Annotated in this window: 17 protein-coding genes and 1 pseudogene; 8 read left to right on the forward strand and 10 right to left on the reverse strand. The window is 65.3% G+C overall.

Features of this window, described 5'->3' with window-relative positions; genetic code table 11:
• Positions 1-413 precede the first annotated feature (413 nt).
• Positions 414-752: a winged helix-turn-helix domain-containing protein gene (locus tag ACQP1T_RS21940; protein ID WP_433754909.1), complete on the reverse strand. Its 339-nt coding sequence runs from the start codon at positions 750-752 to the stop codon at positions 414-416.
• Complete coding sequence (locus tag ACQP1T_RS21945) at positions 749-1,162, reverse strand: hypothetical protein (protein WP_433754910.1); 414 nt, start codon at positions 1,160-1,162, stop codon at positions 749-751. Before ACQP1T_RS21945 ends, ACQP1T_RS21940 begins: the two co-directional genes overlap by 4 nt.
• Before the next feature lie 157 nt (positions 1,163-1,319).
• On the opposite strand from ACQP1T_RS21945, the gene ACQP1T_RS21950 reads away from it, so the two are divergent.
• Entirely contained in the window at positions 1,320-1,550 is a 231-nt protein-coding gene (locus tag ACQP1T_RS21950) for a DUF7489 domain-containing protein (RefSeq protein WP_433754911.1), read from the forward strand.
• 76 nt (positions 1,551-1,626) lie between these two features.
• Here ACQP1T_RS21950 and ACQP1T_RS21955 read toward each other — a convergent pair whose 3' ends face one another.
• Together ACQP1T_RS21955 and ACQP1T_RS21960 are read right to left on the reverse strand one after the other, a co-directional pair.
• Positions 1,627-2,016 (reverse strand): hypothetical protein, encoded by a 390-nt coding sequence (locus ACQP1T_RS21955; protein ID WP_433754912.1) that lies wholly within the window; start codon positions 2,014-2,016, stop codon positions 1,627-1,629.
• 618 nt (positions 2,017-2,634) lie between these two features.
• Positions 2,635-2,994, reverse strand: coding sequence for an Rv2640c family ArsR-like transcriptional regulator (locus ACQP1T_RS21960; RefSeq protein WP_433754913.1), 360 nt, complete (start codon positions 2,992-2,994; stop codon positions 2,635-2,637).
• Positions 2,995-3,096: 102 nt separating this feature from the next.
• Between ACQP1T_RS21960 and ACQP1T_RS21965 the strand changes: the two genes are divergently transcribed.
• The 4 genes and pseudogenes from ACQP1T_RS21965 (at position 3,097) to ACQP1T_RS21980 (ending at position 5,831) form a co-directional block, all read left to right on the forward strand.
• Positions 3,097-3,627 carry an ArsI/CadI family heavy metal resistance metalloenzyme gene (locus ACQP1T_RS21965; RefSeq protein ID WP_433754914.1) on the forward strand — a complete coding sequence of 177 codons (531 nt, stop codon included), beginning with the start codon at positions 3,097-3,099 and terminating at the stop codon, positions 3,625-3,627.
• A gap of 599 nt (positions 3,628-4,226) precedes the next feature.
• Positions 4,227-4,898, forward strand: a pseudogene (locus ACQP1T_RS21970) (arsenate reductase ArsC).
• A gap of 16 nt (positions 4,899-4,914) precedes the next feature.
• Entirely contained in the window at positions 4,915-5,328 is a 414-nt protein-coding gene (locus ACQP1T_RS21975; protein ID WP_433754915.1) for an arsenate reductase ArsC, read from the forward strand.
• Positions 5,325-5,831, forward strand: a complete 507-nt coding sequence (locus ACQP1T_RS21980) for an N-acetyltransferase family protein (protein WP_433754916.1) — start codon at positions 5,325-5,327, stop codon at positions 5,829-5,831. The genes ACQP1T_RS21975 and ACQP1T_RS21980 overlap by 4 nt, the downstream gene beginning before the upstream one ends.
• Before the next feature lie 220 nt (positions 5,832-6,051).
• Here the strand turns inward: ACQP1T_RS21980 and ACQP1T_RS21985 are convergent, their stop codons facing one another.
• Together ACQP1T_RS21985 and ACQP1T_RS21990 are read right to left on the reverse strand one after the other, a co-directional pair.
• Positions 6,052-6,423, reverse strand: coding sequence for an ArsR/SmtB family transcription factor (locus tag ACQP1T_RS21985; protein ID WP_433754917.1), 372 nt, complete (start codon positions 6,421-6,423; stop codon positions 6,052-6,054).
• 3 nt (positions 6,424-6,426) lie between these two features.
• Positions 6,427-7,671 (reverse strand): MFS transporter, encoded by a 1,245-nt coding sequence (locus ACQP1T_RS21990; protein WP_433754918.1) that lies wholly within the window; start codon positions 7,669-7,671, stop codon positions 6,427-6,429.
• Between the two features lie 502 nt (positions 7,672-8,173).
• Between ACQP1T_RS21990 and ACQP1T_RS21995 the strand changes: the two genes are divergently transcribed.
• Both ACQP1T_RS21995 and ACQP1T_RS22000 read left to right on the forward strand, forming a co-directional pair.
• On the forward strand, positions 8,174-9,367 hold the full coding sequence (locus ACQP1T_RS21995; RefSeq protein ID WP_433754919.1) for a Cmx/CmrA family chloramphenicol efflux MFS transporter: 1,194 nt from the start codon (positions 8,174-8,176) through the stop codon (positions 9,365-9,367).
• Complete coding sequence (locus tag ACQP1T_RS22000; RefSeq protein ID WP_433754920.1) at positions 9,357-10,355, forward strand: IS481 family transposase; 999 nt, start codon at positions 9,357-9,359, stop codon at positions 10,353-10,355. Before ACQP1T_RS21995 ends, ACQP1T_RS22000 begins: the two co-directional genes overlap by 11 nt.
• A 121-nt stretch (positions 10,356-10,476) precedes the next feature.
• Here ACQP1T_RS22000 and chrA read toward each other — a convergent pair whose 3' ends face one another.
• The 4 genes from chrA to ACQP1T_RS22020 form a co-directional block, all read right to left on the reverse strand.
• A complete protein-coding gene (chrA, locus tag ACQP1T_RS22005) occupies positions 10,477-11,721 on the reverse strand; it encodes a chromate efflux transporter (protein WP_433754921.1) in 1,245 nt (414 codons plus the stop codon).
• A gap of 137 nt (positions 11,722-11,858) precedes the next feature.
• Positions 11,859-12,173, reverse strand: coding sequence for a PepSY domain-containing protein (locus ACQP1T_RS22010; protein WP_433754922.1), 315 nt, complete (start codon positions 12,171-12,173; stop codon positions 11,859-11,861).
• 115 nt (positions 12,174-12,288) lie between these two features.
• On the reverse strand, positions 12,289-12,720 hold the full coding sequence (locus ACQP1T_RS22015; RefSeq protein ID WP_433754923.1) for a chromate resistance protein ChrB domain-containing protein: 432 nt from the start codon (positions 12,718-12,720) through the stop codon (positions 12,289-12,291).
• Positions 12,717-13,217 carry a Chromate resistance protein ChrB gene (locus ACQP1T_RS22020; RefSeq protein ID WP_433754924.1) on the reverse strand — a complete coding sequence of 167 codons (501 nt, stop codon included), beginning with the start codon at positions 13,215-13,217 and terminating at the stop codon, positions 12,717-12,719. Before ACQP1T_RS22020 ends, ACQP1T_RS22015 begins: the two co-directional genes overlap by 4 nt.
• Before the next feature lie 99 nt (positions 13,218-13,316).
• Between ACQP1T_RS22020 and ACQP1T_RS22025 the strand changes: the two genes are divergently transcribed.
• A complete protein-coding gene (locus ACQP1T_RS22025) occupies positions 13,317-14,324 on the forward strand; it encodes a YncE family protein (protein WP_433754925.1) in 1,008 nt (335 codons plus the stop codon).
• Positions 14,325-14,384 lie beyond the last annotated feature (60 nt).

The raw sequence follows: 14,384 nt of genomic DNA on the forward strand, positions 1-14,384 counted from the left end.
TCGTGCGGGATTGCTGGAAATGCGGGTGACCCGTCACCTACATCTCGGGGCTGTACCCGCACACCCTCACCACCGGCTACCGGGGCACGCTGCTCACCCTCGTCGATCGGACACTCGACGACCCGGCCCGTCATGTCGAGGTCGCGAACACAGAACTCATCGAATATCTGGCCAGGCTGCGGCCTCGATTCCGGACTGGTTCACGCCAACGTGAGAGCGCCGCTTACGGATTCGAGGACGGATACCGAATCCCAACTGCTGCAACGGTTCACCACCGCGCTCGAAGCGCAGCAGTTCGCGCGGCGTACCGGGCCGTCGGCGAATGGGCCGATTCCGTGGCTAGCGCGGGCCATCCCGCGCGGCTGTGGTGACAGACCCCGCCCCGGAGTCGGCGGCTGCGCGGAAAGGTCAACTCAGATCTGCGCCGCTATCCCGGGTGTGTGCGCGATGGCGGCCAGCGCTTCGAGATGTTCGGCGAGCGCGCGTCTGCCCGGTTGCGAAAGCGCCAGCCAGGTGCGGGGCCGCTTTCCGACATACCCCTTCGTGACCTCCACATATCCGCATTCGTAGAGCGTCGCGACTTCTTTGGACAGGTGCGCGTCGGTGACCTCCACCAGGTCTCGAACGTATTTGAATTCGGCTTTGTCGCACGCGGCCAGGCATGCCATCACCGAGAGCCGAACAGGTGAATGAATGATCGTGTCGAGGCGATGCCGGGGATGGTCCTTCGTACGTTCGCCTGCCGTGCTCAACGCGCCGCCTCCATATGGGCGGCCGTGAGCATCGGCAGACTCACCAGCACTCCGGCCATTATCAGCCCCGGCAACGACCACGCCCCGCCGAGCACGACGGCCGAGAGCCACAGCGCCGCCCAGATCAGGGTCGTCCTCACGTAGCGGCGCCGCGCTCCGTACGGGAACGCGCGGCGGCGGAATCCGTATGCGGCACAACCGCCGACGAACGCGGTCCACACCGAATTCGCCACGATCGAACCGATCCCCGTGTCGAGGGTTCCCAGTACGGGAACCGCGATCAGTGAGCCGATGCCGAGAGCCGCGAAGTATCCAGGAAGCCACAGCGCCCCCGTACGCACGCCTTCGCCGATGGCCGCTACCCGGGCCAAGTCGAGTCGGGCCGCGTCGGCCGTAGCACCGTCATCCACGTCTGCGAGGCTAGCAACAAAATCGGTCGTGTGCCACATCGAAAACTACTTGCCAAGTTGGCAACTAGCGGATAGTTTTATGTTCGTCGACCGCAGAACGAAATAATCCTGCGGTGTACGCATATGTCCCACGGAATCAATTCCGAGAGGAGAAACTGTGTTCTTCGCACGGCGAGCGCGTGCCGATCCGAGTTCTTGGGAGGGCATCGTCACCTCCAGGTCACGCGGCGTGTTCGATGGATCGAACATGTACCACCGCATCACCGTTCGGCTCGCGGACGGCACATCACACGACGTTCGCGTGAGCAGGAAAGTATGGCGATCACTGCACGACGGCGACCGAGTGGTGAAGAAGTCCGGCCGATTGCCGGAGCCCGCTGATCAGTGATTCTCATCGCGCACTGATCGACGGAATCCCGGTCACGCCGAATTCCCCGGAGTTGTTTCACTCGGCGTCCGGAGCCTTATATTTGGCGCTCTACAGCGTAGGCCGGTGTGATGGTTACCTTCGACCGGGGTCCTCGGTCACCGGCCCACTGCTCGTGCGCGTACTGGCGGGTCATCCCGTCCGCGTGCAGATCGTCGAGGAACCCCAGGCTTTCGCTGGGACCGTAGAAACACTCGGCCACCTCGTCGTAGGTCAACGCCCGCCGCCCCGGGCGACCCTCGAATTCCGAGACATGGCTGACCGAGTTCCACTCATGCAGAACCTGCGTCGGGATCGCACCGAACCGATTGGCGCACAACGATACCCACCCGTAGCGGTCGTCGATGAGATAGTCGCAGAACATGCGCAGCCCCAGCTGGTAGCCGCGAACCGTCGAGAACATCTTCGGCTGCACCCCAGAGCCCATAGCCGCGAAAACGCATCGACCTCGGCAGGAGTCCACTGCCACGGGTACTGCCCACTGAACACTGCGAACCGACGAACCATCAAGACGCGCGCCTCGATCGTCTGCCGCCGCAGGAAACGGGCACGCTGCTGATCCTCCCAGCCCGCGATCATCGATTCGAACACCGCCGATTCCGGGTCGAGATGAACCACGTTGGGGGCCAGCGACAATGCCGCAGCCGCACTTGCCGGACCCGCTTCGAGATCGGCCACCCCAATGTTGAAACAGATGCATCATCGTTGCGTCGGATTTCCGTACAGGTTGCTGGTATCAGACCGAAAAAGGATCGGCCCAAACCTAGGCAGTTATACTGATCAGCCGCCCGGGACTATCGCGCAGAACTGTTGCAGCAGATGCAATTCCGCCTACTTGACACAGAGGGTGTGTGCGGTGCCCGCCGATGGTTTGGCACGATTGCCAGCCGACCAGCACCCGCCACGGCCCGAGCCGGTGGCCGCGCGTTATCTGGCCCCAACGATTCTGACGTGCATGTTTGCCGCGTCAGTTGTCAGTTGTTGTCAGAGTTTTATAGCTAGCCAATGAATTCCGACGTCATCGGCGAACTGCGGCGCAGGAAGTTCAGCGGCAGCAGTTCGGGTCGAGTACGAGACACAGTGCAGCCAGCGCATCACGCAGGGCGCGATGGTAGATGTTCATGCCACGTCGTTCGGACTCGATCAGGCCCGCCTTCTTCAATTGACCGAGATGATGGCTCACAGTGGACTCGGCCAGCTCCACGATCCCGGCGAGGTCTCCGGTGTTCTCCTCGCCGGCAGGGCTGGTCAGCAGCAGCGACAGCAGTTTCACGCGCACCGGGTCGGCGATGGCCTTGAGCCGCAACGCGATCTCCAGAGCGGCGGCGTCGTCGACCGGTCCCGCGGCCACGGGCGCGCAACAGACCGGGGCGGACATGTCGATCACGGGTAGTGCTTTGGGCATGCGATCAACTCTACCTACCTTCTTGGCATATGTCGAAAAGATGGAGCAGACTTGGCTTCGTCAGGCTTTCGATATATGTCTCACAAGTGGAGGTATCGTCTCATGTCCCGTATCCAGCTCGCCCTCAACGTCGACGACATCGACCAAGCGGTGCAGTTCTACTCGACCCTGTTCAAGGTCGAGCCCGCCAAGCGCAAGCCCGGCTACGCCAACTTCGCCATCACCGAACCACCGCTCAAGCTCGTGCTGATCGAGAACCCCGGCCACGGCGGCAGCCTCAACCACCTCGGCGTCGAAGTCGAATCCAGCGACCAGGTTCACACCGAGATCGCGCGGCTGTCGACGGCGGGGATGTTCACCGAGGAGCAGATGGCAACCACCTGTTGCTTCGCCACCCAGGACAAGGTGTGGGTCACCGCACCCGATACCGAACGCTGGGAGGTCTACACCGTGCTCGCCGACAGCGAAACCTTCGGCACCGCACCACAACTCGCCTCCGGCGAGACCGCCAGCGACGAGCAGGCGATGTCGGTATGCTGCGGAACCGCCGAGGAAGCCGCCGCCGAAGGCGCCTGCTGTGGCAGCACCGCGAAGAAGGACGCGGTGGCCTCCGGCGCGTCCAGCTGCGGCTGAAACCCGCCCGCGGAGGTCTCGTTCACCCGATGTTCGCTTGCCGTCGGATTCGATGACCATCAATATCGATGCGTGTCGAATCAAGAGCTTCCGCTGACCGACGTGACCGCACCGGCCTCACCCTCAGCGAGCTAGCCGCCTATATCGGCGCCCAGGTCCCCGGCGGTATCGCCGGGGCAGTGCTGGCCAACATCATGTTCGACCAACACGCCGCCCAGATCTCCACCCACCACCGCGTCACCACCGGGCACCTGGTTGGTGAACTCGTCGCTACCGCCGGGCTGATCGCGGTCATCTTCGCCCTCGCCCGTACCGGTCGTGCTGCCCTCTCAGCCGCAGCCGTGGCCGCCTATATCGGTGCCGCCTACTGGTTCACCAGCTCCACCAGCTTCGCCAACCCCGCCGTCACCATCGGGCGCGTCTTCTCCGACACCTTCGCCGGGATCGCCCCAGCGTCGGTGCCCGCCTTCATCGCCACCCAAATCGTTGGTGCCGGCCGGGTTCGCTCTCATCGGGATGGTCTACCCCGACCCGGCACCGGCCGAGAACGTCGTCACACCCCATCCAGAACGCCCGCGCACCGAGCCCCGGAGCACCCCATGACCGAGCACCCACATACCCTCACCGGCCTCGCCGTTGACGCTCTGACCATCGATCAGCAGCTCGCCCTCAAAACCGCCGCCACCCGGCTACACACCGAGTTCGCCGACACCTTCGGCACCGAGACTATCGAGAAGTTCCTGTACTCCTCCTACGACCAATTCGCCTCCCGCGCCACCGTTCTCAACTTCCTGCCGCTGCTGGCCGAACGGTTCGCCCGCCAACGCCTCCAAGCGCTGGCAAAGGTTGAAGGCAAAGCCGTGTCCGGCAAGCCCACCGTGCCGTTCCTGTGCACCCACAACGCGGGCCGTTCCCAAATGGCCCTCGGCCACTTCGCCCACCTCGCCGGGGACGCGGCGGTGGCCTGGTCCGGTGGCTCCGAACCCGGCGAGACGATCAGCCCGGTCGCGATCGAGGCCATGGCCGAGATCGGCATCGACATCGCGCGCGAATACCCCAAACCCTGGACCGAGGAAATCCTGCGCGCCGCCGACGTCATCATCACCATGGGCTGCGGGGACGCCTGCCCCATCTATCCAGGCCGCCGCTACGAGAACTAGGAGCTGCCCGACCCCGACGGCCAACCCATCGACATTGTGCGCTGCATCCGCGACCAGATCGAAACCCGCGTCCACACCCTGCTGACCGAACTCGACATTCCCACTCTCTGAAAGACTCTGCCCGCCAATGACATCCAACCCCAGCGTGCTGTTCGTCTGCGTCCACAACGCCGGACGCTCCCAAATGGCCGCCGCATTCCTGACCCACCTCGCCCCAGACCGCGTCGAAGTGCGCTCCGCCGGGTCCGCACCCGCTGACCAGGTCAACCCGGTCGCGGTGCAAGCTATGGCTGAGGTCGGGATCGACATCTCCGCCGAGAGCCCCAAAGTGCTCACCGCCGACGCCGTGCACGCCTGCGACGTGGTCATCACCATGGGATGCGGCGACGCCTGCCCCTACTTCCCCGGCAAGCAATACCTCGACTGGAAACTCGACGACCCCGCCGGTCAAGGCATCGACGCCGTCCGCCCCATCCGCGACGAGATCGAACAACGCGTCCGCGGCCTACTCGATGACCTCGGTATCCCCGCACGATCATGAACACCACCCCGGATCTCCGTATCGAGCCGATGCGACCCGAGCAAGCCGACCAGGCACTCGCCATCTACCAGCTCGGCATCGACGACGGTGACGCCACCTTCGAAACCACCGCCCCCACATGGGCCAAGTTCGACAACTCCAAACTGCCCGACCATCGCTTCGTCGCCCTCGACCCGGACGACCGAGTGCTCGGCTGGATCGCTGTCGTACCGGTCTCCGACCGCTGCGCCTACGCCGGAGTGGTCGAACACTCCGTCTACGTCCACCCCACCGCGCGCAGCCGAGGCGTCGGCCTCACCTTGCTGAACGCCCTCCTCGAATCCACCACCACGGCAGGCATTTGGACCGTTCAATCCGGCATCTTCCCCGAAAACACCGCCAGCATCGCCCTACACACCAAAGCCGGATTCCGGACCATCGGCACCCGCGAACGCATCGGCCGCCACCACGACCGCTGGAGCGACGTCCTGCTCATCGAACACCGAAGCCCCACCATCGGATAACAGCCCTGTCGAGCAGCGGTACATGCGACTCAACTGAAACCTGCACCAAGACAACGGAATTCATTGACCAGGCCGGGACACTCTCGCCTCTTGTCGACTTCCTGCCCGCTGCCGTCAGGACACACTGGCAGGCTGCTGATCAGCAGGTGGCCTCGTGCAGAACGTCGCCCGTTCGACTCCTTGGTCGAGACTAAGGGCGGACAGGGCGGTCTGCGTCCGATCAGGCGTGTGGTGGTTCGCCGGTGACGATGTGGTCGGCGTGGTTGAGGCCCTCGCGGACTAGGCGGGCGAGGTGGCCGTCGCGGATGCGATAGATGACGTGGCGGCCCTCGCGGCGGGTTTCGACCATGCCGGTGAAGCGGAGTTTGGCCAGGTGCTGGCTGACGGCGGTGCGGGAGGCGCCGCATGCTTCGATGAGGGCTGTGACATCGGCTTCACCGTCGGCCAGCAGCCACAGGATGTGCAGGCGGGTGGGGTCGGACAGCATGCGGAAGGTCGCCGTCGCGGCCTCGAGGTGGGCCGGGTCGGCAACGACCGGGTGTTCGAGGCTCGGGGCGGGTTCGGTCGCTGTGGACCTGTCCGTCCTGCTCATGGGTCACCGACTTCCTGCCATCACCTTCTCGGCTCCCGAGGGGGTACCGATCGGCCACACCCGTGCGGCCGTCGCTGCGGCAAGTGTAGCGACGATGGCCAGCGATAACGCGGCGGCGAGCTGTCCGACACCCGCGCCTACCCAACCCGCGATCGGGTAGGTGAGCAGGAAACACGCGTGTGAGAGGGAGAACTGAGCAGTGAATACCGCTGTGCGCGTGTCGGTGTCGGATTGTGCGCGCAGCAGACGCGCCGACGGGGTGTTGATCAGCGAGGTCCCCGCACCGAGGGTGATCCAGGCGATCGCCAGCAGCGCCCAGCCCGGTCCCGGCGATGGTGTGAGTCCGGCGATGAGCGCGGCTGGCAGCAGGCCGAGCGGCAGCATCGCGGAGCCGGTGAGCATCAATCGGCGGTCGGGCACGGTGGCGAGTAGACGCGGGACCGCCACGGCCACGACCATCGAACCTCCGCCATAGCAGCCCAGCGCCAGCGCGACCGCAGCAGCCGGACCGTCGAGCAGATCCCGCACGTACACAACGGTATTCACCACGACCAGCGCCGTGGCGGCGGCCACCGCGAGGTTCATGGCCAGCAGACCGCGCAGCACTGGACGCGACAGCATGATCCGGGCCCCACGCGTAATGCGTTGCACCAGTGGGATGGCGCGGTCGGCAGCCACCAGACGCGGGAGCCGGGTGCCGAGGACCATGATCGCCGAGACGACGAATCCGGCCGCGGTACCGAGGAACAGCAAGTTGTAGCTCATGACCGTGAGGAGCGCGGCGGCCAGCACCGGGCTCAGCAATGATTCGAGATCGTAGGCCAGCCTCGACAGCGACAGGCCGCGGGTGTAGTCCTGCTCATCGACCAGCACGGACGGGATCACCGCCTGGAAGGCTGGGGTGAACGTCGCCGACGCCGATTGCAGGATGAAGATCAGCACGTAGATCTGCCAGACGTGCGTGACGAACGGCAGCGTGAACGCGATCACCATGCGGATGACATCGGCCGACACCAGCAGTGCGCGGCGCGGCACCCGGTCGGTGAGAGCCGAGATCACCGGTGCCACAGCGACATACGCGACCATCTTGATCGCCAGCGCGGTACCCAGGACCGCGCCCGCGTCGCTGCCCGCGATGTCGTAGGCGAGCAGGCCCAACGCCACCGTCAATAGTCCGGTGCCGACCAGCGCCACCACCTGGGCGGTGAACAGTCGACGGAACTGGGGATGCCCCAACACCTCGATCACACGAACCTCCGGCCCGACTCGCCTCCAAAGAACCACCACACCATACGCCAATAGGTGCGCAGTTGCGAACATGTACAGACATTGAAAGCTGGAGCCACAACGCTGAGGCCCGTCGCCGAGCGCCCGCCCGCTGGATGCGGATCACCCCTCGTCACTGTCCGCGACGAGCTGGTTTGCCCACGAATCCGATGACACCGATAGCAGCTAGCTGTTGCGGGTCATGACGTTGTAGTCGTTGCTTCGATTTGATGCGGGCGGGTTGTTAGGGTGTCGGGGTGAGTTCTCCGGAGGCATCCAGAAGGTAGCCGCGCGGCCTGTGGGCTGGGCGGCGTTGTGAGCGTGGTTCCCACTGGTCGCTGAGCGACTGGTGCGGTTCGGGTATCTCGCAGCGCCGGATGATGTCGGTTTCTTGCTGTCGGGTGGCTGGTTCGCCCGATTCTGCAACTCATCTCGGGTGCCGTGGATATGACTGCGGCGCTCTGTATCCGGGGAGTTCTCTCTTATGCCCGTTGTGGTATTTGTGCTGGCTGTTGCGGTTTTCGCGCAGGGCACGTCCGAGTTCATGGTGTCGGGACTGCTGGGGCAGATCGCGGCCGATGTCGGGGTCTCGCTCGGTGCTGCTGGCTTGCTGACCTCGTTATTCGCGGCTGGCATGGTGTTGGGGGCGCCGGTGATGGCGATGGCGGCGGGCCGGTTGCCCGTCAGGTATTCGGTGACAGCGTTTTTGGGGTTGTTCTGTGTCGCGCATGTCGTCGGTGCCGCGACGCCCGGGTTCGCGGTGCTGCTGGTGACTCGTGTTGTCGCGGCGCTCGCGGATGCCGGGTTCTTGGCGATCGTGCTGTCCGCGTTGCCGAGGTTGGTGGGTGCGGCGGTGCTCGGGCGCGCAACCTCGGTGGTGGTGTCCGGTGTGACGGTGGCCTGCGTTGCCGGTGTTCCCGCGGGCACGCTGCTGGGGCAGGTCTGGGGTTGGCGTTCGGCGTTCTGGGCCGTCGCCGTCCTCAGTGCGGCAGCACTCGTGCCGGTGTGGGTGATGCTCGGTCGTGACGTGCGCGACGGCGATACGCCGGACGGGCAGGCACGGTCGATGCGGCGCGAATGGCTGGTGCTGCGGCAGCGACCGGTTCTGATCGCCGTCGTGGCCGGGGTCCTGGTCAACGCGGCGACCTTCGCCGGGTTCACCTATCTCGGCACCATCACGACCGGCATCGCCGCGGGTGATCGGTGGGTTCCGATGGTGCTGGCCCTGTTCGGTGTCGGCTCGTTTCTCGGCGTGATCGTCACCGGTCGTTACAGCGACCGTCATCAGCGGCGGATCATCGTCGTCGGAACGGTCGTACTCGCCGGAGTTTGGCTGCTGGCCGCGGTGACCGCGCAGGCGTTGATCGGGGTGTTGGTCATGTCGGTGGTGGCGGGTGCGGTCGCGTTCGGTGTCGGTTCGACGCTGATCGCGACGATCGTGCAGACCACCACACCGGTTGCACCGCGGATCGCGGGCGCGTTGGCGACCACCGCCTTCAACATCGGTGCCGCTCTCGGCCCTGTCACCGCTGGTCTGCTCGTCGACTACAGCGATCACCCGACCACGGCGCTGTGGTGCAGCGCCGCCTTCACCACCGCGGCGGTGGGTGCCGCTGTGATGGGCCGGCGTCGGCGCGTGATGAGCACGGTCGAGCAGGTGCGCGCCGATGCACGCTAACGCTCCGTTGTCGGTGGAAGGTCGGCGACGACTGGTCCAGCGGTGCCAGGGCCGCCCGATCGCTCACGTCGCCGCCGAGATGGGGATCTCGCGCCAGTGTGCAAGCAAGTGGGTCAACCGATTTCACCGGTATGGGGAACTCGGTTTACTGGATCGGTCCTCGGTGCCGCGTCGCCAGCCCACCGCGACCGCCGCGGAAGTCCTCGTGCGGATCGAGCAGTTGCGGCGGGAACGCAAATGGTCGGCGCGGCGTATCGCCTCCGAACTGGCCGTCGAAGGCCAGTCTGTGTCGGTGCGCACCGTGAGTCGGCATTTGGCCCGGCTCGGGCTGAACCGGCGCCGGTTCCTCGACCCCGGCGGTGAAACCAACCGAGCCCCACGCCGCATCATCGCTCGCCGACCCGGGCACATGGTTCACGTGGACATCAAGAAAGTCGGCCGCATCCCCGACGGCGGCGCCTGGCGAACCCACGGCAGAGGATCCGACCACGCCAAGGCCGTCGCCCGCGCCAAAACCCGCGGCACCCGCACCGGATACGTGTTCCTGCACACCGCGGTCGACGGCTACTCACGCCTCGCCTACACCGAAGCGCTGCCCGACGAAAAAGCCACCACAGCCATCGGTTTCGTCTTCCGAGCGCGGGCGTTCTTCGCCGCACACGGCATCGATCGAATCGAACGAATCGTCACGGACAACGGATCTTTTTACCGGGCAAAAGATTTCGCGAAAGTGCTACTCGGTGCACGCCACCAGCGGATCACTCCCTACACCCCGCGCCACAACGGCAAAGTCGAACGCTATAACCGGATCCTGGCCGAGGAATTCCTCTACGCCCCCGAATGGACAAGCGAAACCCACCGCACCCAAGCCCTCGGGATTTGGAACATCCACTACAACTATCATCGACCCCATTCGGCCACCGGGAACCGGCCGCCAGCCAGTCGTCTGCCCACCAGCGTCACGAACGTCAGGACCTCATACAGCTAGCGGCCAAGGTGCTCGAATACTTGATGCGAACTGCAGCCGCAGAATCTGCGCCACCAATTCGGAGCTTCATCAGAAATCGGGTCAGAGCCCTGTTCGACAGGCCTCGCCATTTGCTCGCCCATTAGTGCAGCAGCAGGCCCAAGGCGCCAGCGGCGACGACCACATAGGGCTCCTTGATCTTGAATCGCCAGAGCAGAGCCAGGGTTGCGAGTGCGATGGTGGCAGTGATCCAGTCGGTGACGGCTTGACGGGTGAGCACGACGACGGCTCCCGACAGTGCGCCCGCCGCAGCCGCTGTAGCACCGGTGACGAATGCGCGGATCTGCGGGTTGTCGCGGTGCCGGACGAACCAGCGGCCGGGAACGACGACACCGAGGTAGATCGGGATGAAGATGGCGACGGTGGAAACGATGGCACCGGGGAGACCGGCAACGAGGTAGCCGATGAATCCGGCGGTGATGACGACCGGGCCGGGGGTGATCAGGCCCATGGCGACGGCGTCGAGGAATTGGCCGTCGGTGAGCCAATGATGCTGGTGGACAACGCCGTCGCGCAGGAACGGCACGATCGCCAGGCCCGATCCGAAGACCACCGCTCCGGTCTTGAAAAAGAACAGGCCCAAAGCGGTCAGCGTGCCGCCACTAGCCAGTGCACCGAGGCCGATCCACATCGGCATGGGGCGGGATTGCCTGTGCTCGGGCTGGTCCTCGATGGCGGATTCGGGATCGCCCTCGATGGTGGGAGTGTTGCGACGGCGACGTATTGCCTTGATGTCGGGGCGGGCGTCGAGCGCGATCATCAGCAGGCCCGCGCCGATGATCACGAGAATCGGTTCAGTTCCGGTGATCGCGGTAAGTGCGAAAATCAATGCGCTGATTGCCCATAGCCGCCAGTCCTTGCGGTCGGTGAGTTTGACGAGGTTGATCGCGGCGAGAGTGATGATGGCCATGACCGCAGGTGCGATGCCGTAGAACAGCGATTGCACCACCGACAGCCCGGAGTAGCGGGCATAGATCGCGCCGACGGCGACAACCAGCGCGAACGACGGTGCTACGAAAGCGCCAGCGACCGCCGCAGCACCGAGCGCGCCGCGGCGCATGAAGCCGACCCACATGGCGACTTGGGCAGCGAGCGGGCCAGGCATGGTCTGCCCGAGCGCGACGCCGTCCAGGAAATCCTGACGATCCACCCAGCCGCGTTTCTCGACCAGATCCCGCTGCATATAGCCGACCACGGCGATGGGGCCACCGAACCCGAGGGCTCCCAGTTTCACGAAATAGGCCAGTACACGGCCGAATCCGACCTCGTCTGCCGTCGCGGGCTCGATGATTCCCTCGGGCTCGGCGGGCGATCCAGCTTCACTCATTCATGAAATGTAACCATGGTTGCATCGATTATTCGATATGAGATCCTTCACCTCGGGCAGAAAGACAGGGGCCGCCCGCTCACGCTGACGGCCCTGTGTATGACGGGTCTTCATCGGCTCGGTGGGAGCAATGGCGTTCAGTCGTCGTCGCTGTCCGGGGGTTCGGTGCCTAGGTAATGGAAGTCCTTGTCCAGATGGACCTCCAGCTTGGTGCCGTCGGATTTGGTGACGTCAACGCCGTAAACAGCGTTTCCTTCGTTGGTTTCCTTTTCGACCTCCCCGGCGGTGCCGGGGACGACCGTCAGTGCTGCGGCGCGAGCCTGGTCGGCGTCCGGGCCGGTCACGATATCGTTGTCATCGTCTCCGCCGAGGGCGAATCCGACGCCGGTGCCCACTGCGGCCAGCACGGCAGCGGTGGCGACGCCAATGCTGATCTTCTGCTTGACGTTCATCGGGCCTCCCTTTCAGGACGTAACCGTGGTTTCCAAGTTCACGGTACGAGTAGCAGATGAAGTCATGATGAAGAGAGCCGTCATAGCTGCGAGGTGGCGGTGTCGGCGGGTGCGGTCAGTCTGGTTCGCGACCCAATAGGGTCGCGCGGCGATGGAATTCGTAGAGTCCGTCGAACATGGGGCCGCTGAGTTCGAGGATGCGTTCGTCGCTGCAGATCATCGACAGACCACGCAGCACGGTGTCCAGGCCGGGAGCCTCGGGGGCGTCGTAGCGTTCGTCGTCGAGGTCGGCTTCGTGGACGATGGCGGCCAGCTTCCACAGCACCGGGTCGTCGAGGTCGTAGCGGCGCAGGATGGTTTCGAAGCTGCAGTCGCCGCCGTGATGGGATAGGTCCACTCCGCGCATATCGAAGCCGGTCGCGTCGGCGGGCAACTCGCTGGGATCGCCGATGAACACGAACTCGGCGTCGGGGTCGACGTGGCGGCGGATCAGCCAGGCGCAGGCGGCCCGGTCGATGTGGATGCCCGCGCGGGTCGCCCACTTCACGACGACACTCGCTTCGTGCGGGAAACCTCCAGTGCGGCAAGAGCTTCGACAGCGGCCACGGCCCTCTCTCGTTCAGCGGGCGGGAAGTAGTCGCGACGTTGGATGCGCCGCAGCTCGGTCCGCAGACGTCGCGCCAGCGACTGCCGTGCCGCCGCCGAGGCCGGTGTGGTGGCGGCCTCGGCGGTGATCGCGGCGTATTCGGCGGCTCGCGCTTGGGCCATCCCGGCGGCAAGCTCGCGCTCGGCGGCAAGGGTCGTGGGCCGGGCGATCCACATCGAGGCCGACCCGCCCGCCTCGAGGACTTCCTCGGCGATCCACTCCAACTGCTCACGGGTGCGCGCGTCGGCGGGCAGCGCGACCAGCCCATCGGAGATCTGCCCGACCCCGAGCGCCTTGAGTTTGCGCCAGATCGCGATCCGCCGGGTCGAGGGTTCACGGGGAACGCGGTAGGACAGCAGCACCCACTCACCCGGCACGGCGGGCCGTCTGTCGAGCATCAAACCTCCCGGGGTGTCGCCACAGAAGCGGTGAAGTCATATCGTAGTCTGGCAACCGCGGTTACATTTCTCGGGGAGAGGTGGGCCAGAGTGCGATCGATGCGAATACTGCCGATGCTGATCGGTATCGCGGTCGTGGCCGGATGCTCTTCGTCGCAGGCCCCATCACAGACCGGGGGCGATCTCCCGCTGCGCAAAGTCGGCGAGACCGCGTTGACCGGCGGCCCGGTCCGGTTCGACTACACCAGCCTCGATGCCGGACGCGGGCTGCTGTTCCTCGCGCATATGGGAGCCGGGCAGGTGATCGAGGTCGATATCGGCTCACACACCGTGGTGCGCACAATCCCCGATACTCCGGACGTGCACGGTGTGCTCGTGGTCCCCGACAAACACCGCGTGTATGCCACGGCGACCGGCCGCAACCAGCTGGCTGCCTTCGATGAAGACACCGGCGCAGTGCTGTTCACCGCCCCGACCGGCACCTATCCCGACGGGCTGGCCTACGACCCGGTCCGCAACGCGGTGTGGACCACCAACGAACACGCGGGCACCGAGACCGTCATCGATGCCGATACCGGAAACGTCCGAGCCACAGTGCCAATGGGCGGCGAGGTCGGCAACGTCGTCTACAACCCCACCACCGACACGATGGTCGTGGCCGTACAAGGCCGCGGCGATCTCGCCGTCGTCGCACCCGACACCTACACCATCACCGATCGGATCCCCATCCCCGGCTGCGATGCCCCACACGGACAGGCCCTCGACCCGGCCGGGCAGCGGATGTTCGTCGGCTGCGAGGGCAACGCCACCATGGTGACCATCGACTTGGCCGAACGCTCGGTCCTGGATCACAACAGGGTCGGGCAGACACCCGATGTGCTCGTCTATGACGCAGCCGTGCAACGGCTCTACGTAGCCGCCGAAAGCGGCTGGGTCTCCGTATTCGACCGCCGCGACGGCCACACGACGGCCGCCGGGGCCAAACACCTCGCCGACGGCGCACACACCCTCGCCGTCGACCCGGCCACCCACCACAGCTACTTCCCGATCCCCAAGGGCACCGCCGACGGCGCTCCCGCGCTATGGGAATTCGAACCCACCACATAGCCGAGACACCACTTCATCTCGGCTTCATGAACTGCCGATAGACCTAGCCGTGCAGCCCGT

The sequence above is a fragment of the Nocardia sp. CA-135398 genome, from assembly GCF_050955845.1.
GTDB lineage: Bacteria > Actinomycetota > Actinomycetes > Mycobacteriales > Mycobacteriaceae > Nocardia.